This window comes from Acidovorax sp. NCPPB 3576 (assembly GCF_028473605.1).
In the GTDB taxonomy this organism is placed as follows: domain Bacteria; phylum Pseudomonadota; class Gammaproteobacteria; order Burkholderiales; family Burkholderiaceae_C; genus Paracidovorax.
In genome coordinates, this window is the sequence record NZ_CP097267.1 from 3,273,700 (window position 1) to 3,299,858 (window position 26,159).

Consider the following 26,159-nt stretch of genomic DNA (forward strand, 5'->3'; position numbering starts at 1 on the left):
CGGGTGCAGGAATTGCTTGGACCCTGGAACGCGCCGGGATGGCACCGGCGGCCATTCGTTCCAACCGATCCAAGGAGTCCGCCCATGCGTGTTGCACGCCCGATCCCGGCATTTTTCTGCGCCCTCGGCCTCGTGGCCACGGCAGCGCCCGCGCTGGCCCAGGGCACCTACCCGGACCGCCCGGTGAAAGTGATTGTCGCGCTGCCCGCCGGCGGCAGCGCCGACATGATCGCGCGCATGGTCAGCCAGAAGATGGCGGCCGAACTGGGCCAGCCGTTCGTGGTGGACAACAAGGCGGGCGCTTCGGGCCAGATCGGCACGCCCATGGTGGCCCGTGCGGCGCCGGACGGCTACACCATCATGGTCTCGCCCGCGTCGTTCCTGACCACCAACAAGAGCATCTTCAAGACCCTGCCCTATGACCCGCAGGCCGACTTCGTGCCCATCACCAAGCTGGTGAACCAGCCCATGGTGCTGGTGGCCAAGGACGCGCAAAAGTTTCCGAGCGTGGCCGCCGTGCTGCAGGCGGCCCGGGCCGCGCCGGGCCGGGTGACCTACGCGTCGTCGGGCGACGGCAGCCCGCAGCACCTGGCGGCGCTGATGTTCGGCACCCGCACGCAATCGAGCATGCTGCATGTGCCGTACAAGGGCGGCGCCCCGGCCATCAACGACACGCTGGCGGGCAACGTGGACCTCATGTTCGCCGTGCTGCCGGAAGCGTTGCCGCACATCCAGTCGGGCAAGCTGCAGGCGCTGGCGGTGATGAGCGCGCAGCGCTCGGCGGTGCTGCCGCAGGTGCCCACCATGGCGGAAAGCGGCGTGCCGCAGGTGGAACTGTCGGCCTGGGTCGGCCTGCTGGCGCCGGCCAGGACGCCGCAGCCCGTCATCGACCGGCTGCGCAGCGCCGCCCATGCCGCCTTGGCGGGCGACACCCAGACCCGGCTGGCGGCCAGCGGCATGGAGGTGGCGCCGGGCACCACCCAGCAACTGCAGGACAGCATCGCCGCGGAAATGAAACTGCACGCCGAACTGGTCAAGGCGGCCGGGCTGGCGCCCCAGTGAAGCAACGGCGGGAGCGGCAGCGTAACGGCAGAGGCAGGCAGGGGCAGGCGACCTGGGGATAATCCCCGCTGTTTCCCGGAACGCCGCTGCTGCGCGCCGGGCAGTCCCCTCCCCCTTCCTTTTGTCTTCGCCGCAGGATCTTTCCTCCCCCCTCCCATGAGTGCCGCCACCGAATTCGCTCCCGGCCTTGTCGTCCAAGGCCTTTCCACCCCGCTGTCCCTGTCGGACTTCAAGCTCATCGCCTTCGACATGGACTCCACCCTGATCAACATCGAGTGCGTGGACGAGATCGCCGATGCGGCCGGCCGCAAGGCCGAAGTGGCCGCCATCACCGAAGCCGCCATGCAGGGCCTGATCACCGACTACAAGGAAAGCCTGCGCCAGCGCGTGGCCCTGCTGCGCGGCGTGACCGTCGGGCACCTGGAACACGTGTTCGCCGAACGTCTGCGCTTCAATCCCGGCGCCAGGGAACTGGTGGCCGCGGCCCGCTCCGCGGGCTTGACCACGCTGCTGGTCTCGGGCGGCTTCACGTTCTTCGCCGACCGGGTGCGTGCCGGGCTGGGCATCGATCTCGCGCGATCGAACCAGCTGGAGGTCGAAGACGGCGTGCTCACCGGCCGCATGGTGGACCAGGCCTGGGGCGACATCTGCGACGGCGCCGAAAAACGCCGGACGCTGCTGGAGGTGGCCTCGCTCCTGGGCATTTCGCCGAGCCAGGCCATTGCCGTGGGCGACGGCGCCAACGACCTGCCCATGATGGGTGCCGCGGGCCTGTCGGTGGCCTACCACGCCAAGCCGGCGGTGCGGGCCCAAGCCAAGGTGGCGATCAACGAAGGTGGGCTGGATCGTCTGCTGGAAGTGCTGCGCTGACGCCCTGGCGGGCCTTTCGACCCGCCATCCCATCTGCTATTTTTTCAATAGCAATCAAGGCAATAAATACTACGGCGACGACCTCTTTTCATTCGAATGGCGAGCCATCGAACCGCATAAGAGGATAGCCTGTTATATCGATATGAGAATAAAAGAGTGGCGCATTCCTGCGCCTTTCTTTACATTCGCGTCTTCCAACGGCGCGCGCTTGGGCGCCCCGCCGACCGATCCAATCGACTGAAATAGAAAGCCCCCTCCATGCTGAAGAAAACGCTGTCCGCCCTGGCCGTCGCCACCCTGGCCTTCTCGGCGCATGCCGCCGATGTGCTCAAGGTCGCGGCCTCGGCGGTGCCGCATGCGGAAATCCTGAACTTCGTGAAGCCGCAGCTCAAGGCCCAGGGCGTGGACCTGCAGATCAAGGAATTCAGCGACTACATCCAGCCCAATGCCGCGGTGGAAGACAAGCAGCTGGACGCCAACTTCTTCCAGCACCAGCCCTACCTGGACAGCTACAACAAGGACCGCAAGAGCAGCATCGTCGCCGTGCCCGACGGCAAGGTGCACGTGGAGCCCTTCGGCGCCTACTCCCGGAAGATCAAGGCCGTGAGCGAGCTCAAGGAAGGCGCCTTGATCGCCATCCCCAACGACCCGTCCAACGCCGGCCGCGCGCTGCTCCTGCTGCAAAAGCAGGGCCTGATCGAGCTGAAGGACCCCAAGAACATCACGGCCACCCCGATCGACATCGTGAAGAACCCCAAGAAGCTCAAATTCCGCGAACTCGAAGCCGCCCTGCTGCCGCGCGCGCTGCAGGACGTGGACCTGGCGCTCATCAACACCAACTACGCCATCGAGGCCAAGCTCAACCCCACCAAGGACGCGCTGTTCATCGAAGGCGCCGACTCGCCCTATGCCAACCTGGTGGCCGCGCGCGCAGACCGCGCCAACGACCCCCGCATCCAGAAGCTGGTGAAGGCGCTGCACACGCCGCAAGTGAAGAAGTTCATCCAGGACAAGTACCAGGGCGCCGTGGTGCCCGCGTTCTGACCCGGGTGCCTTGAAAATCCGAAGGGGGCGAGTGCGGGATGGCCAAGCCGTCCGCACCGCCCCCTTTCGCATGAAGGCCACAGCGGCGGACGTCAGGCCGCTGGCTGAAGCGCCCCGGCCGCGACCCAGGCCGACAGCGCCAGCATCACCGTTCCCGTGAGCCCGTCCAGCACCCGCCAGGCCATGGGCCGCGCGAACACCGCCTGGAGCCTGCGCCCGGCCACCGCCAGCAGGACGAACCACAGCAGGCTGGCCGACGCCGCCCCGGCCACGAACACCCATTTGAGCCCCCCTTCCTGCCGCGCACCAATGGAGCCCATGAGCACCATGGTGTCCAGGTACACGTGCGGGTTGACCAGGGTGATGAGCGCGAGGGTGCCCACCACGCCCCAGGCGCTGCGCTGCGCCCGGTCGGGCCCGCCCGTGCTCAAGGCCTGGCCGCCCGACCACAACGCGCGGTACCAGGCGAAGAGGCCATAGGCCAGCAGGAACACGGCGCCGCCCAGGGTGAGGGCCTGCGCCAGGGCGGGCGATTGTCCGAGCAGCGCCGCCGCGCCCGCCACGCCCAGCCCGATCAGCAGCGCGTCCGACACGACACACAGCGCCACGCAGGCACGCACGCATTCGCCCTGCACGGCCTGCCGCAGCACATAGGCGTTCTGCGCGCCGATGGAGACGATGAGCGAAAGGCAGACCGTGAAGCCGGCCAGCCAGGAAGTCGATGCCGCGCCCGCAGCGGGGAAGAAAGGGGTCCACATGCGGCCGATTCTGGCCATCGCCCCGGTTTAAGTACACTTAAAAAGCCTTAACATTGTGAAGCAAAACTTCATCCCGCCATGTTCGACTACGCCGGTCTGGAAGCCCTCGCTGCGGTGGTGCGCGAAGGCAGCTTCGAGCGCGCCGCGCGGCGCCTGCACGTCACCCCGTCGGCCGTGTCCCAGCGGGTCAAGCAGTTGGAAGAGCGCGCCGGCCAGGTGCTGGTGCAGCGCGGCACGCCCTGCACGGGCACCGAGGCCGGCCGGCGCCTGTGCCTGCACCTGGACCAGGTCGCCCTGCTGGAAAACGAACTGCGCCGCACCAACCCCGCCCTGGCGCCCGACGGCCCCACGGCCGCGCCCACGCTCAAGCTGGCGGTGAACGCGGATTCGCTGTCCACCTGGTTCATGGACGCGATGGCGGACTTCACGGCCGGCGGCAACGAGCTGCTGGACATCCGCATCGACGACCAGGAGCACACCGCGCAGCGCATCCGCGAAGGCGAGGTGATCGCCGCCGTCACCGCCAGCGCGGGCAGCATCGCGGGCTGCAACACCTGGCCGCTGGGCGCCATGCACTACGTGGCGGTCGGCAGCCCGCAATTCGTGGCGCGCCACTTCGGCGGCGGCGTGACGCCCGAGACCGCGGCGCTCGCGCCCATGATGGTCTATGGCCGCAACGACCGCCTGCAGGACCAGTGGCTGCAGCGCCAGGGCCTGGCCTCGCGCCGCCACCCGCCCCGCCACTTCATGCCGTCCAACCAGGGGTTTCTGCGCAGCTGCGAGGTCGGCATGGGCTGGGGCATGCACCCCACGGTGCTGATCGAGCGGCAACTGGCCGATGGCACGCTGGTGGAGCTGCGGCCGCAGGCGGGGATGGACGTGCCCCTGTACTGGGCACTGCCGCGGTCGGCCCAGGCGGGGCTGGAGCGGCTCACTCGCTGCGTGATGGCGGCGGCGGGGGCCTGGCTGGGCAACGGCACGGCGGGACCATCGCTTGCTGCGCGTCAAACCCCTTGACGCCGGAACGGGCATGCTCTGCCCCGGCCCAACCCACCCGACTACCAGACCGCTCGACTTCACCACCGCGCAGCGATACGCGCCGACCCGATGGATTCACCTGCTCCCCTTCAGCCCCCCGTTCGGCACACCCTGGACCTGGCGGGCATCACCGACCTCGTGCACGGCTTCTATGCCGACGTGCGTGCCGATGCCCTGCTGGGCCCCGTGTTCGACGCGGCGCTGCAGGACTGCTGGGAGTCGCACCTGGCGCGCATGGTGGACTTCTGGAGCACGGTGGCGCTGGGCAGCCGGCGCTACCGCCGCAACGTGCTCGCGCGGCACGGCGCTCTGGAGGGCGTGACGCCGGCGCATTTCGCGGCCTGGGTGGGGCTGTGGCGGCGGCACACCGAGCGCCGCTTCGCGCCCGAGGTCGCGCAGTCGCTGCAGCTGGCCGCGCACGGCGTGGCCCGCGCGCTGTTCCGCCAATGCTTTGGGCACCTGCCGGCCTTCGACATGCCGGCCGGCGGCCACTGACGGCGCGCGCGGCGGCGGCTCAGCGCCGGGACGCCGGGCCCTGCCCGGCCTGGGCGCGCAGTGGCTCCAGCAGGGCCGACAGGCCGTTGTGGTCGATCTCGTGCATGAGGGCCAGCAGCCGGCCCAGATCGCCGCGCGGAAAGCCTTCGCGGGCGAACCAGTTCAGGTAGTTGCCCGGCAGGTCCGCAATGGCGTGGCCCTTGTACTTGCCGTAGGGCATCTGCACGGTCAGCAGGCGCTGCAGTTGTTCCGGGTCCATGGCGGCTCAGCCCCCGGCCCGCTTGACGGTGTGGCCCCGTTGCCGCAGCGCGTCCATCACGCGCTCGACATGGTCGCCCTGCACCTCGATCACGCCATCCTTCACCGTACCGCCGCTGCCGCACGCGGCCTTGAGCTGCTTGCCCAGCAGCGCCAGCGCGGCCTCGTCCAGCGCCACGCCCTTCACCACCGTGACCGCCTTGCCGCCACGGCCCTTGGTCTCGCGCGAGACCCGCACGGTGCCATCGCCCGCCGGCACCGCGCGGGCCGCCTGGCAGGCGCACTGCGCCACGGGCTGGCGGCAGCCGGGGCACATGCGGCCGGACTCGGTCGAATAGACGAGGCCACCCAGATCGCTCAGGCGCATGGCGGCCCCCCCGGTGGGTCGAAGAAAACGGCGGCAGTGGCAATCAGGCGCATGGCGAGGGGCCCGGGGCGCGGGCGAAGGACAGCGGGCGAGGAATGGAGGCGGGAAATAGAGAGAGGCGGGAAATGGGCATGAAAGGCCTCAAAGACCGCGAATTATCCGCATCCCGCCCCAGGGCGGCACAATCGCGGGTTCCCTCTTTCGCGCCCCGGTGCGCGCCTGCCATGCCTTTTGCTTCCCTCGGCCTATCGCCCGCCCTCGTCCACGCCGCCGATGCGATGGGCTTCACCACGCCCACGGCGGTCCAGGCCGAGGCCATTCCGGCCGTGCTGCGCGGCGCCGACGTGCGGGCCTGCGCGCAGACCGGTTCGGGCAAGACCGCCGCCTTCGCATTGCCTCTGCTGCAGCAATGCCTGCCGCACACGCTGGCCCAGCCTGGGCGGGGTGCGCGCCGCGTGCGGGCCCTGGTACTGGTGCCCACGCGCGAGCTGGCGGAGCAGGTCGGCGAGGTCCTGCGCGACCTGGCGCGGCACCTGCTGCCGCAGCGCCTGGCGGTCGCCGTGGTGTTCGGCGGCGTGTCGATCAACCCGCAGATGATGGGCCTGCGCAGCGGGGCCGACATCGTCGTCGCCACGCCGGGCCGCCTGCTGGACCTGGTGGACCACAACGCGGTGGCGCTCTCCGCCGTGCAGACCCTGGTGCTGGACGAGGCCGACCGCCTGCTCGACTTAGGGTTTGCCGAGGAACTGAACCGCGTGCTGGCGCTGTTGCCCGTTGAGCGGCAGAACCTGCTGTTTTCGGCCACCTTCGCGCCGGCGGTGGCCGCGCTGGCGGACGGCCTGCTGCGCGAGCCGGTGCGCATCGAGATCGCCCACTCGCCCGAGACCACGCCGGACATCGCCCAGCGCGCGATCGCGGTGGACCCAGGCCGGCGCACGCAGCTGCTGCGCCACCTGGTGCAGACGCACGAATGGTCGCGCGTGCTGGTATTCGTGGCCACGCAGTACGCGGCCGAGCACGTGGCCGAAAAGCTCTACCAGGCGGGCATCTTCGCCTCGCCCTTCCACGGCGGCCTGAGCCAGGGCGCGCGCAAGCAGGTGCTGCAGGAGTTCAAGGACGACCGCTGGCAGGTGGTGGTGACGACCGACCTCGCCTCGCGCGGGATCGACATCGCGCAGTTGCCCGTGGTGGTCAACTTCGACCTGCCCCGCTCCGTGACCGATTACGTGCACCGCATCGGCCGCACCGGCCGCGCGGGCGAGACCGGCGTGGCCGTGAGCTTCGTCAGTCCCAGCACCGAAGCGCACTGGCGCCTGATCGAAAAGCGCCAGCGCATGGCCCTGCCGCTGGAGCAGATTCCGGGCTTCGAGCCCACCGAGGCCGCGCCCGCCGCACCGCCGGGCAACGGCGGCATCAAGGGCAAGCGCCCAAGCAAGAAAGACAAGCTGCGCGCGGCCGCGGCCCGCCAGGGCCAAGGGGGCGGCGAGGACGACTGAGCCGCGCCAGCCGTCGTCGCTCGATCAGCCCCGGGTGCGCGGGTACAGCGGGTAGGCCGGGTCGGTGTAGCCCGGGGTGGACGGATGGCCCGGGGCCACCAGGTCGTTCACCAGCGCTTCGTCCTGCGCGGTGATCTGCACGCCCAGCGCGGGCGCGTAGTCCTGCCACTGCGCCAGGGTGCGCGGGCCGGCGATCACGGCGCTCACCGCGCGGTGTGCCAGCACCCAGGCCGTGGCGAACTGGGCCAGCGTCACGCCGCGCTCTTCGGCATGCGTTTTCAGCCGCTGCGCGATCTGCAGCGATTCCTCGCGAAACTCGGTCTCGGCCATGCGCTTGTCGCCGCGCGCCGCGCGCGTGCCCTCGGCGGGCGGCTGGCCCGGCAGGTACTTGCCGGTGAGCACGCCGCGCGCGATCGGACTGTAGGGCACCACGCCCACGCCGTGGTGCGCGCAGGCCGGCAGGATCTCGACCTCGGGCATGCGGTTGAGCAGGTTGTAGTACGGCTGGCACACCACAGGGCCCGGCAGGCCCATGCGCGCCGCCAGGTGCACCAGCTCGGTGATGCGCCAGGCGCGGAAGTTGGACACGCCCCAGTAGCGGATCTTGCCGGCGCGCAGCAGCGCATCGATGGCGAACAGCGGCTCCTGCAGGTCCATGTCGTTGACGTCGCGGTGCAGGTACAGGATGTCCACGTGGTCGGTCTGCAGCCGGACCAGGCTGGCGTCCACCTCGCGCAGCATCCAGGTGCGGGAATACTGCGATTCGTTCACCCGGTCGGACATCTTGTTGCCCAGCTTGGTCGCCAGCACCCAGTCGTGGCGCTGGCCCTTGATCAGCTCGCCCAGCAGGGTCTCCGAGGCGCCCCGGGTGTACACGTCGGCCGTGTCGATGAAGTTCACGCCGCGCTCGCGCGCATCGGCCACGATGGCCGCGGCCTCGTCGCGCCCTGTCTGGTCACCGAACATCATGGTGCCCAGGCACAGGGCGGAGACTTGCAGGTTGCTGCGGCCAAGGCGGCGGTATTGCATGGCAAAAACCTTTCGATGAAGAAACGGGGAAAAGGAAGGAAAAAAGAAGGAAAGCGGCGGGCGGGCGAGGCCGGACTTTCAGTTCAGTAGTGCGGCGGCAGCTCGTCGCGCAGGCTGCGCGCGGCCCCGCCGCCGCCTTCGGGCATCTGCTGGCGCAACTGGGACACCTCGGCGAGGAGCCGGTCGATCTGCTGCTGTTGCCGGTAGATGGTGAGGTTGAGCTGGTCGAGCAGGTCTTCGGTGAAGCTGGCCTTGATCTCCAGATCGTTCAGGCGCTGGTCGGTGGGGTTGGTATCGGACATGGCCTCTATTGAAACCGATCGGCCACCGCATCGACCGCCATGCGCGGCAAGTCCCAGTAAAAAGGGCGCCGAAGCGCCCTGTCTTTTCGGCCTTTTTTCGGACCGCCGGGCGCTCAGGCGCGCACCGCCTGTCCCAGCCGGGCCACGCCTTCGCGGATCTTGTCCACATCGGCCGTGGCGAACGACAGGCGCAGCGTGGCGTGGTCGGGCTGCGCGCAGAAGAACGGCGTGCCGGGCACGAAAGCCACGCCCTGCTCGATGGCCTTCTTGGCCAGCACGTTGCCATCGGCCACCTGGCCGCGCGCGCCGGTGAGGCGCGCCCACACGAACAGGCCGCCCTGCGGCTGCACGAAAGCGATGGCATCGCCCAGTTCCTTGCGCAGCGCATCGCCCATGGCCTGGGCGCGCTCGGCATACACCGCGCGCACCTTGGCCAGCGTGGCGGGCATGCGGCCGGCCTTGAGGTACTGCGCGGCCGTGGCCTGCGCGAAGGTGCTGGTGTGCGCGTCGCTGAACTGCTTGCACATGGTGGCCTTGGCCAGCAGCTCGGCCGGGGCGATGAGCCAGCCCACGCGCAGGCCGGGGCTCAGCACCTTGCTCAAGGAGCCGCAGTGCACCAGCAGGTCGCGGCTGCCGGGCACGTCGGCCGACAGCGCCAGCAGGCTGGGGGGCGGCGCCTCGCCGAAGTACAGGTCGCCGTAGGGGTCATCCTCGACGATCAGCGTCTGGTGGCGCACGGCCATCTCCAGCACCTTCTTGCGGCGCGAAAGGCCCAGCAGCGCGCCGCTGGGGTTGCCGAAGGTGGGGATGAGATAGACGAACTTGGGGCGGTGCTCGGCGATGAGCTTTTCCAGCGCGTCGGTGTCCACGCCTTCGCCATCGACCGGCGCGCTGATCAGCTCGGCGCCGTACAGCCGAAAGCACTGGATGGTGGCCAGGAAGGTCGGGCCTTCCACGATCACCTTGTCGCCAGGGCTGATGAGCGTCTTGCCCAGCAGGTCCAGCGCCTGCTGGCTGCCGGTGGTGACGATGAGGTTGTCGATCGCCACGTCCCTGGCGCCCTTGCTGGCCATGAAGGCGGCGAGCTGCTCGCGCAAGGGGTTGTAGCCCTCGGTGGCGCCGTACTGCAGCGCCGCGCCCGGCTCCTCGGTCAGCGCCTGGTTAGCGGCCTCTCGGATGCCGTCCACATCGAACATCGCGCTGTCCGGAAACCCCCCGGCGAAGCTGATGATGCCGGGCTTGCCCAGCAGCTTGAAAAGCTCGCGGATGGCGGAGGTTTCTACGTTGTTCAGTCGGTCGGCGAATTGCAGGGGCATGGTCGGGGTCTCACTTTCTGGATGCGATTGTCGCCAAATCGGCGCGGCGTTTTCCTGCGTGTGGTGCCTGCCCAGGCGGGCGATGCGCCGGGGCCGCAGCGCCCCGCCCCGGAATCGGCGGCGAAATGCTGCGCCGATGCCGTGGCTGGGAGCGTTCTCCGGCGGCGGCTTTACCCGGCAGTGGAGGCCGCTGCCGACCCGGCGCCCAATTGCTGCCACAGGTAGGCGAACTCCAGCGCCAGCAGGTGGGCGCGCTGCGCGTTGTCGGCCGCGCCGCCGTGGCCGCCCTCGGTGTTCTCGTAGTACAGCAGGTCGTGCCCCTGGGCCAGCATGCGCGCGGCCATCTTGCGCGCGTGGCCGGGGTGCACCCGGTCGTCGCGCGTGGAGGTGGTGAAAAGCACCCGCGGATAGCGCGCATCGGCCCGCACCTGGTGGTAGGGGCTGTAGCGCGCCAGGAAGGCCCAGTCGGCCGGATCGTCCGGATCGCCGTACTCGGCCATCCACGACGCGCCCGCCAGCAGCGTGTGGTAGCGCCGCATGTCCAGCAGCGGCACCTGGCACACCACGGCGTTGAACAGGTCGGGCCGCTGCACCATCACCGCGCCCACCAGCAGCCCGCCATTGCTGCCGCCCTGGATGCCCAGGTGCGCGGGCCGGGTCACGCCGCGTGCTATCAAATCCTGCGCGATGGCGATCAGGTCGTCGTAGCTGCGCTGCTTGTGTTCGCGCACCGCCGCCTGGTGCCATGCCGGGCCGTACTCCCCGCCGCCGCGCAGGTTGGCCACCACCAGCACGCCGCCCTGCTCGCACCAGGCCCGGCCGTAGTCGGCCGCGTACCAGGGCGTGAGCGCATGCTCGAAGCCGCCGTAGCCGTAGATCAGCGTGGGGTTGTTGCCATCGGCCTGTGCGCCGCGCGGCCACAGCACGAAATACGGCACCCGCGTGCCGTCGGCCGAGGTGGCGAAGCACTGCTCGGTGCGCATGCCTTCGGCATCGAAGCGCGCCGGCCCGGCCTTGAGCAACTCGCGCTCGTCATGGGCGGTGCTGGCCAGAAACAGCGAAGCGGGCGTGGTGAAGTCGGTGTACGACAGCAGGTAATGCTCGGCCAGCGGATCGTCGGCCAGCAGCGGGTCGTACAGGGCCGTCACGCCCAGCTGGCCGGGGAACGGCGTGTCCACTGCGCGGCCCACGAAGGGGCCGCCCTCGCCATCACCCTCGCCCCCGGGACGGTGCCACAGCTCCAGCCGCTCGGCCACGTTGTCCATCACCTGCAGCAGCACATGGCCGCGCGTGGTGTCGTAGCCGGCCAGCGAGCGCGTCGCCGTGGGCGTGAACAGGGCGGTGGCAGCACGTTCGCCGCGCAGCCAGGCGGCCGCATCGGCATGCACCAGCGAGCCCGCGGAAAAGCGCTCGGACCCCAGCACCAGATCGCTGCGCAATTGCAGCAGCAGCGTGCCGCGCAAAAAATCGGGAATGGCGTCGTCCGGCACGTCCAGCCGCACGGGGGCGGCATCCGGCCCGTCCACAGGCCCTTCGATCAGCCAGACCTCGTGGCGGTAGAAGTCGATCATGCGGGTGAACACGGTGCGCTCGAAGCCCGGCGTGCGGTCCACGCCGACCCCCACTCCCACGTCCGACGCATCGCCTTCGAACACCGTCACGGCGCTGGCCAGCGGCGTGCCGCGCCGCCAGCGCTTGACGATGCGGGGGTAGCCCGATTCGGTCATCGAGCCTTCGCCGAAATCGGTGCTCACGTACACCGTTTCGGCGTCGATCCAGGTCAGCTCCGACTTGGCCTCGGGCAGGGCGAAGCCGCCTTCGACGAACTGCCGCGACGCCAGATCGAATTCGCGGATCACCGTGGCGTCGGCCCCGCCGCGCGAGAGCGACACCAGGGCGTGGCGGTACTCCGGACCCAGCACCTCGGCCCCGCCCCAGACCCAGTTCTCGCCCTCGGCCAGGGCCAGGGCATCGAGATCGAGCACGGTCTCCCAAGCAGGTTCGGGCGTGCGGTAATCGGCCAGCGTGGTGCGCCGCCACAGGCCACGGCGGTGGTGCCCGTCCTGCCACAGGTTGTAGAGCCAGTCGCCCCGCCGCACCACGCTGGGAATGCGGTCCTTCGCATCGAGGATGGCCAGCAACTGCTCGCGCGTGGGGGCGTATTCGGGCCGGGCCGTCAGCACCGCCTCGGAGTGCGCATTGCGCTCGCGCACCCAGGCCAGGGCGCGCTCGCTGTCCACCTCTTCGAGCCACTGGTGGGGATCTTCGTCCTGCGCGCAGGGGTGAACGGGCGTTGCGATGGGCAGCGTGGGTTCGGACATGGGTTCCTTGGGGTATGACGTTCCGGGCCGGCACTGCCGGGCGCCAGCGATTTTCGCTGCCCTCGGCTTGCCCTGCGCCCGGCCGGGATTTGGCCTGACTGCCGGCCCGGCCGGCCCAGAAGACCCAGCAGGAGCGGCACGGCCTGCCGCAAGGCATCGGGCTACCTTGCGGGAACGGCCCCGCCGCTGATGGCAGGCCCGGGCCACCGCGCGATCTCCCGGCACGTGCCTGGGTGCCCATCCGCGGGCACGCTGCGGGCGGGCGCGGCACCCTCCCGGTGCAGCCGCCAATCCATGCGCATGAGCAGATGGCCCAGCAGCGTGTGGTAGAGCGCATCGCCCACCAACGCATCCTCCACGCCTGCATCCAGGTTCGGGTTGTCGTTGATCTCGATCACATGGACCCCGGCCGCGTTGCATTTGAGGTCCACGCCGTAGAAGCCGTCGCCGACCAGCCGTGCAGCCTGCATGGCAACCTGCATCACCTGCGGCGGTACGGCATCCAGGGGCACGGCCTGCGTGCGGCCCTCCACGTACTGGCCGTTTTCGCCATGCCGCAGGATCTGCCAGTGGCCATCGCACATGAAGTATTTCGCAGCGAACAGGGGCTGCCCGCCGATCAGGCCGATGCGCCAGTCAAAGTCGGTGTACATGAATTCCTGGACCAGGATGATTTCGGACTCCCGGAACATGTCCCGTGCGATGGCGCGCAGCGCCTCGGCGCTCTCGGCCTTCTTGACACTGCGGCTGAACGAGCCGTCCGGGACTTTCACGACCACCGGGTAGGCCAGGCCATGCGGCAGATCACCGAGCGTGCGGCGGCTTACCAAGTGCGTGCGCGGGGTGGCGATTCCGTGGCCTTTGAGCAGTTCGGCCAGATACGCCTTGTTGGTGCAGCGCAGGATGGACACCGGATCGTCGATCACCGGCATGCCCTCGGCCGTGGCCTTCTTGGCGAATTGGAAAGTATGGTGATTGACCGCCGTGGTCTCGCGGATGAAAAGCGCGTCGAACTGGGTCAGGCGCGCAAAATCCTTCTTCTCGATCAGCTCGACCGCAATGCCCATGCCGTGGCCCACGTCCACGATTTTCTGCAGCGTGCGGCGGCTGGAAGGCGGCAGCGGATCGTTCGGGTCATGCAGGATGGCCAGGTCCATGCGCGGAGCGGCCACCACGGCCGCCGGACGCCAGTTGCGGCGCGTGAAATGCGCGAGGGCCTCGTCGAACAACCCGCCGCGGTGGGCCCCCACGTCGCGCGGATCGAGCGATTGCAGCGCGCAGACATGCCAGCCGGGCGACGGTTCGCGCCGCTGGAGCTGCAGCCGCAACAGCGGGCAGCGGAACAGCTCGAAGCTCTTGCGCGCCAGGGCGGTCAGTTCCGCATCCTCGGTGCGGCCGAAAAACACGTCCAGGGCGAGCGTGCTGACCGATTGGGGCACGCTCGCCAGCGGACCGATCAAGCGGTCGAGCGCAGCCAGCGAGGCCGCCTGCTGCTTTCCGCGCTGCAGGTTCACGATGGTCTCCACGCTGGGCGTGACCCGGTCACCCCGCGCTTCGGCCAGCAGCGAGCAGTAGTAGCCCATGCCCAGGTAGCTGTAGTTGCGGCACAGGTTGGTGACCTTGCGCGCCCGCGCTCGCGGGCGCGGCTCCTCGGCGATGAACGCTTCCGCGGTGACGATGCGCACCCCGGGGTCGCTCCAGCGGAAGTCCGAGCGTCTTTCCACCACGATCACATGTTCTGAAGTCACTTCAAGGCTTTCTGGACAGGATGACGGCCGCTGTCCGGCGGCGGCGCCCGTAGCGGGCCATCTTCTTGAATTCGGACAGGCTCACCGACACGCCGCCATCGCCCTCGCCCGACCGGGCCATGGGGTCCAGCACCCGGAAGACCGCGCCGTCGAAGCCGGTGATGACGACCCAGTGCGGCGCCTTTTCCCGGTGCAGGCGCCACAGGCTGATGAGCACGATGGGCACATGCCCGTGGCGCAACTGCTCGATCACGCCCTCGGGAGAGACGGGCAGCGCGAACACCGGTGCGCCCTGCCCGACCAGTTCGGCGCGGAAATCGTCCTCCACGCGCTGGATCACGCGCTTCTTGTGGGGCTCGCGCACGCTGTCGATGAAGAGCGACGAGCCCGCGGCGGCGTACACCGCCACACCGAAACCACGGCGCAAGGCGGCGCAGGCCAGGCCGAACGGGCCGCAGCCGCCATGGCCCGCGGCCATGAACACCGTGGTCGCCTCGCGCCACAGGCGGATCTCGGCGGCCTGGTCCAGCACGGTGTCCGGCGCCAGGGCGGACATGGCGATCAGCAGCGCGCAAGGGCCGCAGGTGAAGTCCAGTGTCTGTCCGTAGTGCCGGGCCCCTGGCAGCATGAGTCGGTCCTGGCGGTGGCCGTCGAACACGTCCTTTTCGAAGCGGATCGCATCCGCGCCGTCCGCGTAGTAGGCGGGCGCGCGGCCCACCGCCACGAACCCGAAGCGCTGGAACAGCCGGTGGGCGGCCACATTCTCGGCCCGGCTCTCCAGGCGCAGCAGTGCGCAGCCCCAACGGCGCGCGCAGTCCAGCGCCTCGGCCAGAAACGCACTGGCGATGCCGCCATGGCGCGCCTGGGGCACGACAGCGATGGAATACAGCCGCGCCACCGAGGTGCCCCGCCGGCGCAGGACCACGCAGGCGCCCAGCAGCGTGCCGCCGCCCGGGGCCGCGCCCGCCGCCGGCCGCGCCACCATCACGCGGGCCGAACGGCTGCGCAACAGGCGCCGCCAGCTCGGCAGCGAGATGCGGTCTCCCAGGAACGAGGCGCGCTCGATCGCCTCCAGCGCCCGGGCATCGGCGGGCGCACCGGCGTCGATCGACAACCCGGACGCAGCGCCTGGTCGGCCCTTACTCATGGTTGCGCGCGCTGCCCGGACGCGCGGCGGGGCGCTCCATCCAGCACAGCAGGCCCCAGGCGGCGCCGAGCGGCATGAAAACCACCAGCAGGGCAAGGAAGAGATGCAAGGCAACGTCAGGCATGGAGCAGCCTCAGTGCATCCAGTGGGAAGGCTTGGCGACGCGGCCGAATTCCGCGCAGGGCATGCCAGCCGTCAGCAGGCGCAGGCATGCGGCCAGTTCGCCGCGGCGCACGTTCATCTCGATGAGGATGCAGTGCCGGGCGGCATCCACGTCGATGCGGTAGCCCTGAAGCCGCTGGCCCAAAAGCCGATGCAGGGAGCGGCGGCCTTCCAGCACGTCGGTGTGAAAGAGGCGCAGCGGCAGCACGACGATGTCGCTGTCGGCTGGCGGCCGGGCCTCCAGGGCCACGCGGTGAAGGGTGGGATAAGCGCAGGAATGCGGCATGGTGCGACGTGGCGCCACCGGGCAGGCTGTGAGAGAGCGAGCGGTGGCGGGCAGCGGGTGGAACATGGCCTGCAGTCTAGGAAGACCGGCGTAAAAACGCCGTAAAAGATGCGCCAGCGCCTGTCAATTCGCCGTCAACCCGCGCGGGCGGCGGCCCGCCGCCGTGCCGGCAGACGGCCGGCCGACCGGCTGCGGGACAATGCGGCTCCCCGCCTGCCCAAAACGACATTGCCACCATGAAGACCGCGCAGATCGAACCCTTCTTCGCCACCTTGAAGGCCGCCAACCCCATGCCCAACACGGAGCTGGAATACACCACGGTGTTCGAGCTGCTGGCCGCCGTGCTGCTCTCGGCCCAGGCCACCGACGTGGGCGTGAACAAGGCCACGCGCAAGCTCTTTCCGGTGGCGGGCACGCCGCAGGCCATCCTCGATCTGGGGCTGGAAGGGCTGGAGGGCTACATCAAGACCATCGGCCTGTACCGCAGCAAGGCCCGGCACCTGATGGCCACCTGCCGCATCCTGGTGGAGCAGCACGGCGGCGTGGTGCCCCGCACCCGCGAGGCGCTGGAGGCCCTGCCCGGCGTGGGCCGCAAGACGGCCAACGTGGTGCTGAACGTGGCGTTCGGCCAGCCCACCATGGCGGTGGACACGCACATCTTCCGGGTCAGCAACCGCACGGGTCTCGCGCCCGGCAAGAACCCGCTGGCGGTGGAACTGCAGCTCATGAAGCGTGTTCCTGCGGCCTACGCGGTGGACTCGCACCACTGGCTGATCCTGCTGGGCCGCTACGTGTGCCAGGCGCGCAAGCCGCGCTGCTGGGAATGCGTGGTGGCGCCGTACTGCGACTACCAGCCAAAGACCCCGCCGCCGTGACAGACGGCTGGGCATCAAAAGTGCCTCCAGCGCAATCAATACTAGGGCGTATAGCTATATTTTTCATAGCAAAACACCCCTTGCGCCCGGGGTGGCGGATTCACCCCATGGCCGGCACCGCGCGCCGCCGGATCAGGCGCGCAGCTCGCGCAGCAGCTTGCCCACATCGAGGCCCTGCGCACGTTGCTGGATCTGCGGCGCGTAGCGCTGCTGCAGGTTGCGTGCCTCGTCCACCGTGCGCGAGAAGGAGGATTTGAGCGCGTCCTTGCCCAGCGTGCGGCCCCCGGCGTAGTAGCGCTGCGCCACTTTGCCCAGCGCGTACGTGGTGGCGAACGAGAACGCCGAGCCCGTGGCGGCGCTGCCCACCGCGCGGCCCATGCCGCCCATCACCTTGCCCAGCAGCCCGCCCACCAGCTTGCGGCCGAACTGCTCCACATACTGCGAGGTCAGGCCCACGCCCACCGTGGCGAGGAAGTCGGTGATGTGGCCCTTGTCCAGCTCGTAGCCGTACAGCTTGCCGATGCGATAGACCAGCCGCGTCTGCAGCGGAATGATGGCCATGGACGCCAGCGACTGCGGCAGCAGCTCCAGCGCCCCGTTCAGGATGGAGGCGTTCAGCACCATGGAGTCGATCTCTGCCGCATGGGGATCGATGGCCGGCGCCGGCGTGCCAACGGGCACGGGCGCCAGTGCCTGGCCCGGGGCGGAGACGGCCGCGGTGCCCGCCGCCACCGCCGCAGCGGCACCCGCACCCGCCACGGCGATCGCGGCAGGCTCGGCCCAACCCTGCGATGCGCCTTGCGAATCAACGGGCGCATCGCGCAGCGGCGCAGCCGCCAGCGCATCGGCTTCGCGCACCACGGCGGCGGCTTCGTCCGGCGCCATCTGCAGGGCCGTGCCCAGGCGTTGCAGAAAGGCCTTTTCCTGGGCATTGCATACGCCGTCGGCATCGCACACGCCCACGGCCATTTCGTAGGCCAGCTGGCGCAGCGCGGGCGTGTCCAGCGCCAGGGCCGCGTCTTCGATGCGCACGCGCTGCAGCAGCACGTCCTGGTAGAGCTTCATCAGGTCCAGGCCGGTGCCGGCGCTCAGCGACTCGGCCAGCTGGCGCAGGTGTTCGCGCTCGCGCTCGTCCTTGTGTTCGTCGGCAAAGGCCGCCATCAGGCTGATGGCCATCACGGCGCGGGTGTGTTCGGGTTGCATGGATCGGTGTTCCTCGGGTGGCAAAAACGAAAAGGCGTCAAACAAACGGGGGGAGGGAGGCCATCGGACGGCGCCGCGTGGCCGGGCCGCCGGCCTCCAACAGGCTGGCGGGCCGGCGCGGTGCCGATCCGGGTTCCCGCTGCGCTGTGTGCTTTGGTTTTTGCAGAGGAAGGAGGGCCGGCCGCCGCAATGGCAGAGCGATCCCCGGGGCTGCATCTAGGAGCGAAAGCGCGGTTTTCAATAGGCGGCGGCGCGCAATGCCGGATTTGACTGACAGGCAGGGCTTCGTCGTCCCAACGACAATGCGGCCTGCCACAACAACACACCCTGCATGCCCCGCATGCGGACCAGAAAGGCCCGTCTTCCATGACTGCATCCGTCCCTACCGAGGCCGACGCCGACGCGCCGGCGCCCCGCGCCTACACCGCCGAGGAGAAACGCCACCGCGTCTTCTCCATCATGGCGGCTTCGTCGGGCAACCTCGTCGAATGGTTCGACTTCTACGTGTACGCCTTCTCGGCGCTGTACTTCGCGCCGGCCTTCTTCCCCAAATCGGACCCCACCGCCCAGTTGCTGAACACCGCCGGCGTGTTCGCCGCGGGCTTTCTCATGCGGCCCATCGGCGGATGGCTGTTCGGGCGCATCGCGGACAAATACGGGCGCAAGACCTCGATGCTGATTTCGGTCACCATGATGTGCGCGGGCTCGCTGGTCATCGCCGGCCTGCCGACGTACGCCGCCATCGGTGCCTGGGCGCCCTTCCTGCTGCTGATGTGCCGCCTGTTCCAGGGGCTGTCGGTGGGCGGCGAATACGGCACCACCGCCACCTACATGAGCGAGGTGGCGCTGCGCGGCCAGCGCGGCTTCTTCTCCTCGTTCCAGTACGTGACGCTGATCGGCGGGCAACTGCTGGCGGTGCTGGTCATCGTGATTTTGGAGACGCTGCTGAGCGAGGCCGAGCTGAAAGCCTGGGGCTGGCGCATCCCGTTCGTGATCGGCGCCATCTCGGCCGTGGTCGCGCTGCTGCTGCGCCGCACCCTGCACGAGACGCAGACCGACGCCGCCCGGCAGAACAAGGAGGCCGGCACCATGGGCGCGCTGTTCCGCCACCACAAGGCCGCCTTCTTCACTGTGCTGGGCTACACGGCCGGCGGCTCGCTGATCTTCTACACGTTCACCACCTACATGCAGAAGTACCTGGTGAACACGGTGGGCCTTCCCATCAAGACCACCAGCTACGTGATGACGTGCGCGCTGTTCGTGTACATGTGCATGCAGCCGCTGTTCGGGGCGCTGTCGGACCGCATCGGCCGGCGCAACAACATGCTGCTGTTCGGCGCGCTGGGCGCCCTGGGCACCGTGCCCATCCTCACGGCGCTGCAGCACACGACCAGCCCCTACGTCGCCTTCGTGCTGATCGCGCTGGCCCTGGCCATCGTGAGCTTCTACACCTCCATCAGCGGCATCGTGAAGGCCGAGATGTTCCCGCCCGAGGTGCGCGCGCTGGGCGTGGGCCTGGCCTACGCAGTGGCCAACGCGATCTTCGGCGGCTCGGCCGAATATGTGGCGCTGGGGCTCAAATCCATCGGCCATGAGACGGTGTTCTTCTGGTACGTGACCGGCATGATGGTGCTGGCGTTCGTGGTCAGCCTGCGCCTGCCGCGCCAGGCGAGCTATCTGCACCACGACCATTGATGGACGATCCATGGCCCGCGACGCTTTGCGGGCCTGGCCGGCCCGCCGCCTCACGCGCGCGGCACGGTGTGCGCCCGCAGCCAATCCGCAAAGGCCTGTTCGGACAAGTCACCCGCCGCGACCGACAACATGGTCACGGTGGCTTCTGCCTGGGTCGCCTGCAGAAAACAGACTCTCCTCTGCGCAGCTTCAAGCGGGCCAATGCCTCTTTGGGAAGGACGACGCCAACGGAATTTCCGACCTGGGTCAGTTTGAGCCTATGCATGGGCATCTCCGCCCAACAACGCCTGTAATACCAAACACCCGGCAGATACCGTCAAACCTCACGGTGTTCATCCACTGAATCGCATCGCAGGCCATTGCAGCCAGCAGCGGGTGGAACGGTCGCTACCGGCCATCGTGTCCCAGCCCCAGAGCCGCAAGCTCCGGCGACACCTGCTCCCAGGCCACGTCGCATCGGGGCTGCGTGCGCTCGCACGGCAGCGCATGCGTGCGCAGCGCCCATTGCGCGCCGGCCACCACGCTGTCGATCAACGGCACACCCACTTCGGACTGGATCGCGCCGGCCATGCCGGCCAGGCCCGCGCCGCCCAGGATGACGGCCTGCACGCCCATCTGCCGCACGACGTCGCGGCAGGCCTGGGCGAGCAGCGCCCGCGCCGCTGTGGGGTCTGCCGCCAGTTGCGCGCCGGTGGGCGCCACGGTGTGGATGCCCGCCAGCATGGGCGCGTGCCCCAGTGCCTGCGCCAGGCGCTGCAACATCGGGCCCCAGCGCTCGCCGCCGGTGACGATGCCGAAGCGCCCTTGCCGCGCCGCGGTAATGAACGACGCCTCGGCGAGTCCGGTCACCGGCACGGGACTGCTCTCGCGCAGCGCCATCAGGCCCGGGTCGCCGAAGCAGCCGACCAGCACCGCATCGGGCGCGCTGCCGCCGTCCGCCAGCGCCGCGGCCCAGGCATCCAGCGCCGCGTGCGAGGCTACCGCGTAGCTGGCCTCGCACGCGATGTAGGGCGCACCGAACCGGGCCGTGGCCGTGCGCACCTGCACGTGCGATCCGGCGGCAGCCTGCACGTGGCGCTGCAGCAAGGCGCTGACGCTGGCCGAAGTGTTGGGGTTGATGACGAGCAGTTGGCGCATGCGTTGCCTTGTTGTTCGGATGCGCGGCGCCTCAGGCCGCGCGGCCCGCGCCCAGCAGCTGCACCAGGTCCGGCGCCGCGTCCTGCGGGGGCGTGAATTCGAGCTGCGATTCGATGCGCGCCAGGTGGTCGAGCATGCGCCGCGCGGCCTCGCCCGCATCGCGCAGGCGGATCGCGTCGATCAGCGCACGGTGCTCGCGGCAGCCGCAGGCCGTGGCCTCTTCGCGGGCCTGCACATGGCTGGGGCTGTAGGTCATGAGAATCAGCGAGGTGCGCGACACCAGCTCGCGCAGGATGCGCCCCAGCGTCTGGTGGCCGGCCGCCTGCGCGATGTGCAGGTGGAAGTCCCCCGACAGCCGGATCGCGCGGCGCATGTCGCCCGCCTGGCGCGCGGCCTCTTCGTCGGCCACGCTCTGCACCAGCCAGGCCACGTCCTGCGCGGTGGCCGTCTCCACGAAGAGCGACACCAGGCGCGGCTCGATCAGGCGGCGCGCCTCGAACACCTCGCGCGCCTCCTGCACCGTGGGCTGGGCGATGGAGGCGCCGCGGCGCGGCGTGAGGGTGACGACCTGCTCGCCCGCCAGGCGCACCAGCACCGGCCGCACGCGGGTGCGCGACACGCCGAAGGCCATGGCCAGCTTGTCTTCCACCAGCTTGGTGCCGGGCGGCAGGCGATGGTCCAGGATCGCCGAGACCATGCGCTCGTACATGTCGTTGTCGCTCAGCAGGCCGTCGTCGGCACCGGTCGCGGGCAGCGCGGCGGTGCGCGGGGCCGCGGCACGACGGCGCGGCGCGGCCGCCGCACGGGGGGCGCGGCCGGCGGGTGCGGGAGGCTTCATCGGTCGGCCCTCGCACGGCGCCCGCGCCCGAGCAGCCACACCAGCGCCAGCGTGAGCCCCATCACCACGAACGAGACCACCGTGGTCAGCGTGCCCAGCGCGTAGATCGACGGCGTGGTCACGGTCGATGTCAGCCCCTGCAGTTCCAGCGGCAGCGTGTTCACGTCGCCGATGGCCTGCGAGGTGCGGGCGATCTCGTCCCAGCTCAGCGTGAAGCCGAACATGCCGATGCCCACCACCGACGGCGCCACCAGCGGCAGCACCACGTGCGCGAAGCCCTGCCACGGCGTGGCGCCCAGGTCCCGCGCCGCCTCTTCGTACGCCGGGTTGAAGCGGTTGAACACCGCGAACATGATGAGCAGGCCGAACGGCAGCGTCCACGTGAGGTGCGCGCCCAGGGCCGAGGTGAACAGGCCCAGCGAGGTGCCGAAGCCCTCCAGCGTCTCCTGCAGTCCCAGCCAGCCCAGCACCGCCTTGATGGCGGTATCGACCAGGCGGAACTCCAGCCCGATGCCCAGCGACACGATGATGGACGGCATGATGAGGCTGGCCACCACCACGAAGAACAGCGTGTTGCCGCCCGCCAGCCGCTTGCGAAAGGCCAGGCCCGCCAGCACCGACAGCACCACGGTGCACGCCATCACGGCCAGCCCCAGGCCGAGCGAACGCCTCAGCGCCGCGCCGATGTCCACCACGCCCAGCCCCTCGGCCAGCTGGCGGAACCAGTGCAGCGACAGGCCGCGCATCGGAAAGGTCAGCCCGCCCTCGGGGCCCTGGAAGCTCAGCACGAAGATGACCAGCATGGGCCCGTACATGAACAGCACGAACAGGACGAACACCATCGCCAGCAGCCAGAAGCTGAGCGGGCGCGGCTCGCGCAGGCGCGCTTTTTTCATGGAAGGGCCCTCCATGCCATGGGGAAGACGAAGGGGGCGGCGCCTGCGCGGGGCACTGCGGAAAAGGATGTGAGTGCGTGAACGGCCATGGTTCAAAGCTCCTTGCGGATGTCCACCAGCCGCGTGAGACCGTAGATGATCATCAGCACGACGGCCAGCAGGATCACGGCGTTGGCGGCCGCCAGCGGAAACTGCAGGTACGAGGTCTGCACCTGGATGATCTTGCCCACCGAGGCGATCTGCTGCCCGCCCATCACGCCGATGGTGACGAAGTCGCCCATGACGATGGTGATGACGAAGATCGAGCCGATGATGATCCCGGTGCGCGACAGCGGCACGATCACGTTCCACAGCGTCTGCCAGCCCGAGGCGCCGGAGTCGCTCGCGGCCTCCAGCAGGCTGCGGTCGATGCGCATCATGCTGTTGAAGATCGGCACGATCATGAACATGGTGTACAGGTGCACGAAGGCCAGCACCACGGAAAAATCGGAGAACAGCAGCCACTCGATCGGGGTCTGGATCAGGTGCAGGTCGATCAGCGTCTGGTTCACCAGCCCGTTGCGCCCCAGCAGCGGAACCCACGAGATCATGCGGATCACGTTGGAGGTCCAGAACGGGATGGTGCACAGCACGAACAGCAGCGTCTGCATGCCGGGCGAACGCACGTGGAAGGCCAGGAAGTACGCCACCGCGAAGCCCAGCACCAGCGTGATGCCCCACACCAGCAGGCTGAACTTGAGGGTGGACAGGTAGGTGCGCAACGTGGTGCACAGGTCGGCCGTGTTGCCGCAGCCCTCGAACACCGACAGGTAGTTCTTGAAGGTGAAGCCGGGCAGCAGCTCGTATTCGTTGAAGTCCCAGAAGCTCACCATCAGGATGAGCCCGAGCGGAACCAGAAAGAACAGCACGAACACCGCGGTGAACGGCGCAGCCTGCCACCAGGCCGCGATCCCGCGGCCGGGCGCGGCGGCCACGGCAGCGGTATGGGAGGTCGAAGGAGGGCTCATGGTGCGGTGGAACGTGCTTAAAGGAAAGGGCTTCTGGGACTCGCCGATCGGTGAGCCCGGGCAGCGGATGCCGCCCGGCTTCATCGGTCAGGCCGCGACGAATTCATTCCATTTCTGGACCATGTAGTTGTTCTCGTCCATCAGCGCGTTCCAGCAGGCGATGCCGCCCATGCGCGACTCGTAGCTGCCGCCGTCGCGCACGCTGCCCGCCTTGGCCAGCAGGTCGCCATTCGGGCTCTTGATGTCCTGCGCTGCAGGCTTGCCCTCCATCCAGTAGGCCCATTCGTAGGCTTGCATCTTGGCCTTGGCGGTCTCCAGCACGGCGCTGTAGTAGCCCTGGCGGTTGAGGTACGCGCCGGCCCAGCCGTCGAGGAACCAGTTGATGAACTCGTACGCGCCGTCCAGCTTCTTGCCCGACAGCGTGGCCGGCAGCCCGAAGCCCGCGGCCCAGGCGCGGTAGCCCTCCTTGAGCGGCTGGAAGTTGCAGGCGATGCCCTTGGTGCGCACCGCCGTCACGGCCGGGCTCCACATGGACTGGATCACCACCTCGCCCGAGGCCATCAGGTTGACCGACTCGTTGAAGTCCTTCCACAGCGCGCGGAACTGGCCGGCGCGCTTGGCTTCGATCAAGGTCTTGATCGTGAGGTCGATCTCCTTCTTGGTCATGTTGCCCTTGTCGGGGTACTTGTACAGGCCCATGGCCTCGACCACCATCGCCGCATCCATGATGCCGATGGAAGGAATGTTCAGGATGGCCGTCTTGCCCTTGAACTCGGGGTTCAGCAGCTCGGCCCAGGAATCGATGGGACGCTTGATGAGGTCGGGGCGGATGCCCAGCGTGTCGGCGTTGTACACGGTGGGAATCAGGCTCATGAACTGCGTTGGACTCTTGGCGAACACCTTGCTCTTTTCGCCTTCGAGGTAGATCACCTTCTTGGGCGCGGTGCCCTGCTCGCCCACCGCCTTGCCGCCCACCATGCCGGTGGTGAACAGCGGGGTGATCTTGTCGGCATTCTTGATGCGCTTGGTGTCGATGCCCTTCAAGTTGCCCGTGGGCACGATCTTCTTGAGCGAGAAGTACTCGGTGTCGATCAGGTCGAAGCTGTTGGGCGCGGTGACGGCGCGCTTGGTCACGTCGTCCGTGGTCACGGCCACATACTGGATCTCGATGCCCGTGTCCGCCTTGAATTTTTCAGCGATGGCCTTGTCCTGGTTCACCGCCGTGCCCAGGTAGCGCAGCACGATCTTCTCCTGCGCATGGATGGCCGGGAACATGCCGGCGGCCAGGATGCCGGCCGTGCCCTTGAGCAGCGAGCGGCGCTGCACGGCGGACGATGGGGCAGCGAGGGATTCGGAAGACGCATCGGACATGGAAAGCTCCTAGGTTGAACGAAGGGACAGGGGGAGGAAATCTTTTTTTCGGGCACGGGCAGCGGGAACCATGACGCCCGGTGGGTGGCGGTCGCCGGCCTGCAGCGCCTCAGGCCGGCACCGCGACGACAGCGCCCGCCGAGGTCGGCCCGGAAGGCGCCTGCAGCGGATGCGCGCGCTCAGGCCGCCAGTGCAGGCGCACCGCATCGCCCACTTGATAAGGCCGGGCGGCATAGGCGTCTTCGGACACCATCACGGAATACGCGGCGGTGGTGCTGGACGACACCACGGCGCCTTCGTCCTGCAGGCCCAGCAGCACGTAGGTGCCCTGGTACTCCACATCGGTCACCACCGCGCCGATGTGGCTCGACCCGGCCGGCAGCGCCTCGCCCACCGCGGCGATCTGCAGGTGGTCGGTGCGCACGCCCACTGGGCCGGACGGTGTGGCGATCACGTTGTGCCCGCCCATGAAGCGCGCCACGAACTCGCTCGCGGGCCGGTTGTAGATCGTGTGCGGCGAGCCCACCTGCTCGATGCGGCCATGGTTCATCACCACCATCGTGTCGGCGAGGGCCATGGCCTCTTCCTGCGAATGGGTCACGTGGATGAAGGTCAGCCCCAGCTCCTTTTGCCAGCGCCGCAGCTCGGCGCGCATCTGGATGCGCAGGAACGGGTCCAGCGCGGACAGCGGCTCGTCCAGCAGCAGCACGCGCGGCTCGGTGATGAGTGCGCGCGCCAACGCCACGCGCTGCTGCTGCCCGCCCGACAGCTCCGCCGGCTTGCGGTCGGCCAGGTGCCCCATCGCCACGCGCTCCAGCAGCGCCCGCGCCCTGCCCTGCCGCTCGGCCTTGCCCACGCCCTTCATCTTGAGACTGAACGCCACGTTGTCCAGCGCGGACAGATGGGGAAACAGCGCGAAGCTCTGGAACATCATCGCCGTGCCCCGCTCGGCCGCCGGCAGATCGGTGATGTTGCGGTTTTCCAGCAGCACATCGCCACTGGTCACCGACTCGTGCCCCGCGATCATGCGCAGCGTGGTGCTCTTACCGCAGCCCGAAGGCCCCAGCAGGCAGCAGTAGCTGCCGCTGGCAATGCGCAGATCGATGCCATCGACGGCAGGCTTGCCCTGCGCATAGCGCTTGGTCAGCGCGACGATTTCGATGGCGGCGGGGGCCGAGGGGTGGGAGGTGGCATCCATGCCGGGGCATCACGCAAACGCCATGCCAGCCTGGAATACGGTTTTTGCACCGTTTTGTATACAAAACTACGCCGCCATGAAGATCGGTGCACCGCTGTGGCGACTGAAGGCACCACAGATGTTATTTGCCCAATGGTTACGTGATTTTTATGCAAATAAAGTAAGAGTACGTTGCAAAGGGGCCATTGCGGAGGAGGAACTTTTAAGATGCGCCGCGCGGTTATGTGCATAGAAATGGCT

Annotated in this window: 26 protein-coding genes and 1 pseudogene; 8 read left to right on the plus strand and 19 right to left on the minus strand. The window is 68.9% G+C overall.

Features of this window, described 5'->3' with window-relative positions; genetic code table 11:
- Positions 1-84: 84 nt before the first annotated feature.
- The 3 genes from M5C98_RS15080 to M5C98_RS15090 all read left to right on the plus strand — a co-directional run bounded on the left by M5C98_RS15080 (position 85) and on the right by M5C98_RS15090 (position 2,976).
- Entirely contained in the window at positions 85-1,062 is a 978-nt protein-coding gene (locus M5C98_RS15080; RefSeq protein ID WP_272548256.1) for a Bug family tripartite tricarboxylate transporter substrate binding protein, read from the plus strand.
- Between the two features lie 156 nt (positions 1,063-1,218).
- Complete coding sequence (serB, locus tag M5C98_RS15085) at positions 1,219-1,932, plus strand: phosphoserine phosphatase SerB (RefSeq protein WP_272548257.1); 714 nt, start codon at positions 1,219-1,221, stop codon at positions 1,930-1,932.
- 258 nt (positions 1,933-2,190) lie between these two features.
- Positions 2,191-2,976 carry a MetQ/NlpA family ABC transporter substrate-binding protein gene (locus M5C98_RS15090; protein ID WP_272548258.1) on the plus strand — a complete coding sequence of 262 codons (786 nt, stop codon included), beginning with the start codon at positions 2,191-2,193 and terminating at the stop codon, positions 2,974-2,976.
- A gap of 92 nt (positions 2,977-3,068) precedes the next feature.
- Here M5C98_RS15090 and M5C98_RS15095 read toward each other — a convergent pair whose 3' ends face one another.
- Positions 3,069-3,734: a LysE/ArgO family amino acid transporter gene (locus M5C98_RS15095; protein WP_272548259.1), complete on the minus strand. Its 666-nt coding sequence runs from the start codon at positions 3,732-3,734 to the stop codon at positions 3,069-3,071.
- Positions 3,735-3,812: 78 nt separating this feature from the next.
- On the opposite strand from M5C98_RS15095, the gene M5C98_RS15100 reads away from it, so the two are divergent.
- Positions 3,813-4,751: an HTH-type transcriptional regulator ArgP gene (locus tag M5C98_RS15100; protein ID WP_272548260.1), complete on the plus strand. Its 939-nt coding sequence runs from the start codon at positions 3,813-3,815 to the stop codon at positions 4,749-4,751.
- Positions 4,752-4,841: 90 nt separating this feature from the next.
- The gene (locus M5C98_RS15105) at positions 4,842-5,267 is read left to right on the plus strand and encodes a group III truncated hemoglobin (RefSeq protein WP_272548261.1); all 426 of its coding nucleotides are present in this window, start codon (positions 4,842-4,844) and stop codon (positions 5,265-5,267) included.
- Between the two features lie 19 nt (positions 5,268-5,286).
- On the opposite strand, the gene M5C98_RS15110 is transcribed toward M5C98_RS15105, so the two are convergent.
- Positions 5,287-5,526, minus strand: a complete 240-nt coding sequence (locus M5C98_RS15110; RefSeq protein WP_272548262.1) for a DUF3820 family protein — start codon at positions 5,524-5,526, stop codon at positions 5,287-5,289.
- 6 nt (positions 5,527-5,532) lie between these two features.
- Positions 5,533-5,892 (minus strand): translation initiation factor Sui1, encoded by a 360-nt coding sequence (locus M5C98_RS15115; RefSeq protein WP_272548263.1) that lies wholly within the window; start codon positions 5,890-5,892, stop codon positions 5,533-5,535.
- Positions 5,893-6,116: 224 nt separating this feature from the next.
- Here M5C98_RS15115 and M5C98_RS15120 point away from each other — a divergent pair, with 224 nt between their 5' ends.
- On the plus strand, positions 6,117-7,388 hold the full coding sequence (locus M5C98_RS15120; RefSeq protein WP_272548264.1) for a DEAD/DEAH box helicase: 1,272 nt from the start codon (positions 6,117-6,119) through the stop codon (positions 7,386-7,388).
- A gap of 24 nt (positions 7,389-7,412) precedes the next feature.
- On the opposite strand, the gene M5C98_RS15125 is transcribed toward M5C98_RS15120, so the two are convergent.
- The 8 genes from M5C98_RS15125 to M5C98_RS15160 form a co-directional block, all read right to left on the minus strand.
- Positions 7,413-8,417: an aldo/keto reductase gene (locus tag M5C98_RS15125; protein ID WP_272548265.1), complete on the minus strand. Its 1,005-nt coding sequence runs from the start codon at positions 8,415-8,417 to the stop codon at positions 7,413-7,415.
- Between the two features lie 83 nt (positions 8,418-8,500).
- Positions 8,501-8,719 (minus strand): SlyX family protein, encoded by a 219-nt coding sequence (locus M5C98_RS15130; RefSeq protein ID WP_272548266.1) that lies wholly within the window; start codon positions 8,717-8,719, stop codon positions 8,501-8,503.
- A 113-nt stretch (positions 8,720-8,832) separates the two neighbouring features.
- Positions 8,833-10,029, minus strand: a complete 1,197-nt coding sequence (locus M5C98_RS15135; protein WP_272553297.1) for an aminotransferase-like domain-containing protein — start codon at positions 10,027-10,029, stop codon at positions 8,833-8,835.
- A 176-nt stretch (positions 10,030-10,205) separates the two neighbouring features.
- The gene (locus M5C98_RS15140; RefSeq protein ID WP_272548267.1) at positions 10,206-12,356 is read right to left on the minus strand and encodes a prolyl oligopeptidase family serine peptidase; all 2,151 of its coding nucleotides are present in this window, start codon (positions 12,354-12,356) and stop codon (positions 10,206-10,208) included.
- Between the two features lie 161 nt (positions 12,357-12,517).
- Complete coding sequence (locus M5C98_RS15145) at positions 12,518-14,104, minus strand: RimK family protein (RefSeq protein WP_272548268.1); 1,587 nt, start codon at positions 14,102-14,104, stop codon at positions 12,518-12,520.
- Position 14,105: 1 nt separating this feature from the next.
- Positions 14,106-15,251, minus strand: coding sequence for a GNAT family N-acetyltransferase/peptidase C39 family protein (locus tag M5C98_RS15150; protein ID WP_272548269.1), 1,146 nt, complete (start codon positions 15,249-15,251; stop codon positions 14,106-14,108).
- The gene (locus tag M5C98_RS15155) at positions 15,244-15,375 is read right to left on the minus strand and encodes a hypothetical protein (protein WP_272548270.1); all 132 of its coding nucleotides are present in this window, start codon (positions 15,373-15,375) and stop codon (positions 15,244-15,246) included. The genes M5C98_RS15150 and M5C98_RS15155 overlap by 8 nt, the downstream gene beginning before the upstream one ends.
- A 9-nt stretch (positions 15,376-15,384) precedes the next feature.
- The gene (locus M5C98_RS15160) at positions 15,385-15,699 is read right to left on the minus strand and encodes a hypothetical protein (RefSeq protein ID WP_272548271.1); all 315 of its coding nucleotides are present in this window, start codon (positions 15,697-15,699) and stop codon (positions 15,385-15,387) included.
- Positions 15,700-15,935: 236 nt separating this feature from the next.
- Between M5C98_RS15160 and nth the strand changes: the two genes are divergently transcribed.
- Positions 15,936-16,574, plus strand: a complete 639-nt coding sequence (gene nth, locus M5C98_RS15165; protein ID WP_272548272.1) for an endonuclease III — start codon at positions 15,936-15,938, stop codon at positions 16,572-16,574.
- 132 nt (positions 16,575-16,706) lie between these two features.
- Here nth and M5C98_RS15170 read toward each other — a convergent pair whose 3' ends face one another.
- The gene (locus M5C98_RS15170; protein ID WP_272548273.1) at positions 16,707-17,777 is read right to left on the minus strand and encodes a YcjF family protein; all 1,071 of its coding nucleotides are present in this window, start codon (positions 17,775-17,777) and stop codon (positions 16,707-16,709) included.
- A gap of 366 nt (positions 17,778-18,143) precedes the next feature.
- Here M5C98_RS15170 and M5C98_RS15175 point away from each other — a divergent pair, with 366 nt between their 5' ends.
- The gene (locus M5C98_RS15175; RefSeq protein WP_442867184.1) at positions 18,144-19,472 is read left to right on the plus strand and encodes an MFS family transporter; all 1,329 of its coding nucleotides are present in this window, start codon (positions 18,144-18,146) and stop codon (positions 19,470-19,472) included.
- A 163-nt stretch (positions 19,473-19,635) separates the two neighbouring features.
- Here the strand turns inward: M5C98_RS15175 and M5C98_RS15180 are convergent.
- The 7 genes and pseudogenes from M5C98_RS15180 to M5C98_RS15210 form a co-directional block, all read right to left on the minus strand.
- Positions 19,636-19,737: pseudogene (locus tag M5C98_RS15180) on the minus strand (AbrB/MazE/SpoVT family DNA-binding domain-containing protein); the annotation flags it as partial.
- 122 nt (positions 19,738-19,859) lie between these two features.
- Positions 19,860-20,609 (minus strand): aspartate/glutamate racemase family protein, encoded by a 750-nt coding sequence (locus M5C98_RS15185; protein ID WP_272548274.1) that lies wholly within the window; start codon positions 20,607-20,609, stop codon positions 19,860-19,862.
- A 31-nt stretch (positions 20,610-20,640) separates the two neighbouring features.
- On the minus strand, positions 20,641-21,447 hold the full coding sequence (locus M5C98_RS15190; protein ID WP_442867185.1) for a GntR family transcriptional regulator: 807 nt from the start codon (positions 21,445-21,447) through the stop codon (positions 20,641-20,643).
- Positions 21,444-22,343 (minus strand): ABC transporter permease, encoded by a 900-nt coding sequence (locus M5C98_RS15195; protein ID WP_272548275.1) that lies wholly within the window; start codon positions 22,341-22,343, stop codon positions 21,444-21,446. The genes M5C98_RS15190 and M5C98_RS15195 overlap by 4 nt, the downstream gene beginning before the upstream one ends.
- A 92-nt stretch (positions 22,344-22,435) precedes the next feature.
- Positions 22,436-23,350 carry an ABC transporter permease gene (locus M5C98_RS15200; protein WP_272548276.1) on the minus strand — a complete coding sequence of 305 codons (915 nt, stop codon included), beginning with the start codon at positions 23,348-23,350 and terminating at the stop codon, positions 22,436-22,438.
- An 87-nt stretch (positions 23,351-23,437) separates the two neighbouring features.
- Positions 23,438-24,721: an ABC transporter substrate-binding protein gene (locus M5C98_RS15205; RefSeq protein WP_272548277.1), complete on the minus strand. Its 1,284-nt coding sequence runs from the start codon at positions 24,719-24,721 to the stop codon at positions 23,438-23,440.
- A 109-nt stretch (positions 24,722-24,830) separates the two neighbouring features.
- Positions 24,831-25,919, minus strand: coding sequence for an ABC transporter ATP-binding protein (locus M5C98_RS15210; RefSeq protein ID WP_272548278.1), 1,089 nt, complete (start codon positions 25,917-25,919; stop codon positions 24,831-24,833).
- Positions 25,920-26,159: the final 240 nt, after the last annotated feature.

Bases quoted from the DNA above. Each gene is read 5' to 3' on its own strand.
- M5C98_RS15080 (WP_272548256.1), top strand. From the start codon at position 85: ATGCGTGTTGCACGCCCGATCCCGGCATTTTTCTGCGCCCTCGGCCTC.
- serB (WP_272548257.1), top strand. From the start codon at position 1,219: ATGAGTGCCGCCACCGAATTCGCTCCCGGCCTTGTCGTCCAAGGCCTT.
- M5C98_RS15090 (WP_272548258.1), top strand. From the start codon at position 2,191: ATGCTGAAGAAAACGCTGTCCGCCCTGGCCGTCGCCACCCTGGCCTTC.
- M5C98_RS15095 (WP_272548259.1), bottom strand. From the start codon at position 3,734: ATGTGGACCCCTTTCTTCCCCGCTGCGGGCGCGGCATCGACTTCCTGG.
- M5C98_RS15100 (WP_272548260.1), top strand. From the start codon at position 3,813: ATGTTCGACTACGCCGGTCTGGAAGCCCTCGCTGCGGTGGTGCGCGAA.
- M5C98_RS15105 (WP_272548261.1), top strand. From the start codon at position 4,842: ATGGATTCACCTGCTCCCCTTCAGCCCCCCGTTCGGCACACCCTGGAC.
- M5C98_RS15110 (WP_272548262.1), bottom strand. From the start codon at position 5,526: ATGGACCCGGAACAACTGCAGCGCCTGCTGACCGTGCAGATGCCCTAC.
- M5C98_RS15115 (WP_272548263.1), bottom strand. From the start codon at position 5,892: ATGCGCCTGAGCGATCTGGGTGGCCTCGTCTATTCGACCGAGTCCGGC.
- M5C98_RS15120 (WP_272548264.1), top strand. From the start codon at position 6,117: ATGCCTTTTGCTTCCCTCGGCCTATCGCCCGCCCTCGTCCACGCCGCC.
- M5C98_RS15125 (WP_272548265.1), bottom strand. From the start codon at position 8,417: ATGCAATACCGCCGCCTTGGCCGCAGCAACCTGCAAGTCTCCGCCCTG.
- M5C98_RS15130 (WP_272548266.1), bottom strand. From the start codon at position 8,719: ATGTCCGATACCAACCCCACCGACCAGCGCCTGAACGATCTGGAGATC.
- M5C98_RS15140 (WP_272548267.1), bottom strand. From the start codon at position 12,356: ATGTCCGAACCCACGCTGCCCATCGCAACGCCCGTTCACCCCTGCGCG.
- M5C98_RS15150 (WP_272548269.1), bottom strand. From the start codon at position 15,251: ATGAGTAAGGGCCGACCAGGCGCTGCGTCCGGGTTGTCGATCGACGCC.
- M5C98_RS15155 (WP_272548270.1), bottom strand. From the start codon at position 15,375: ATGCCTGACGTTGCCTTGCATCTCTTCCTTGCCCTGCTGGTGGTTTTC.
- M5C98_RS15160 (WP_272548271.1), bottom strand. From the start codon at position 15,699: ATGCCGCATTCCTGCGCTTATCCCACCCTTCACCGCGTGGCCCTGGAG.
- nth (WP_272548272.1), top strand. From the start codon at position 15,936: ATGAAGACCGCGCAGATCGAACCCTTCTTCGCCACCTTGAAGGCCGCC.
- M5C98_RS15170 (WP_272548273.1), bottom strand. From the start codon at position 17,777: ATGCAACCCGAACACACCCGCGCCGTGATGGCCATCAGCCTGATGGCG.
- M5C98_RS15175 (WP_442867184.1), top strand. From the start codon at position 18,144: ATGACTGCATCCGTCCCTACCGAGGCCGACGCCGACGCGCCGGCGCCC.
- M5C98_RS15185 (WP_272548274.1), bottom strand. From the start codon at position 20,609: ATGCGCCAACTGCTCGTCATCAACCCCAACACTTCGGCCAGCGTCAGC.
- M5C98_RS15190 (WP_442867185.1), bottom strand. From the start codon at position 21,447: ATGAAGCCTCCCGCACCCGCCGGCCGCGCCCCCCGTGCGGCGGCCGCG.
- M5C98_RS15195 (WP_272548275.1), bottom strand. From the start codon at position 22,343: ATGAAAAAAGCGCGCCTGCGCGAGCCGCGCCCGCTCAGCTTCTGGCTG.
- M5C98_RS15200 (WP_272548276.1), bottom strand. From the start codon at position 23,350: ATGAGCCCTCCTTCGACCTCCCATACCGCTGCCGTGGCCGCCGCGCCC.
- M5C98_RS15205 (WP_272548277.1), bottom strand. From the start codon at position 24,721: ATGTCCGATGCGTCTTCCGAATCCCTCGCTGCCCCATCGTCCGCCGTG.
- M5C98_RS15210 (WP_272548278.1), bottom strand. From the start codon at position 25,919: ATGGATGCCACCTCCCACCCCTCGGCCCCCGCCGCCATCGAAATCGTC.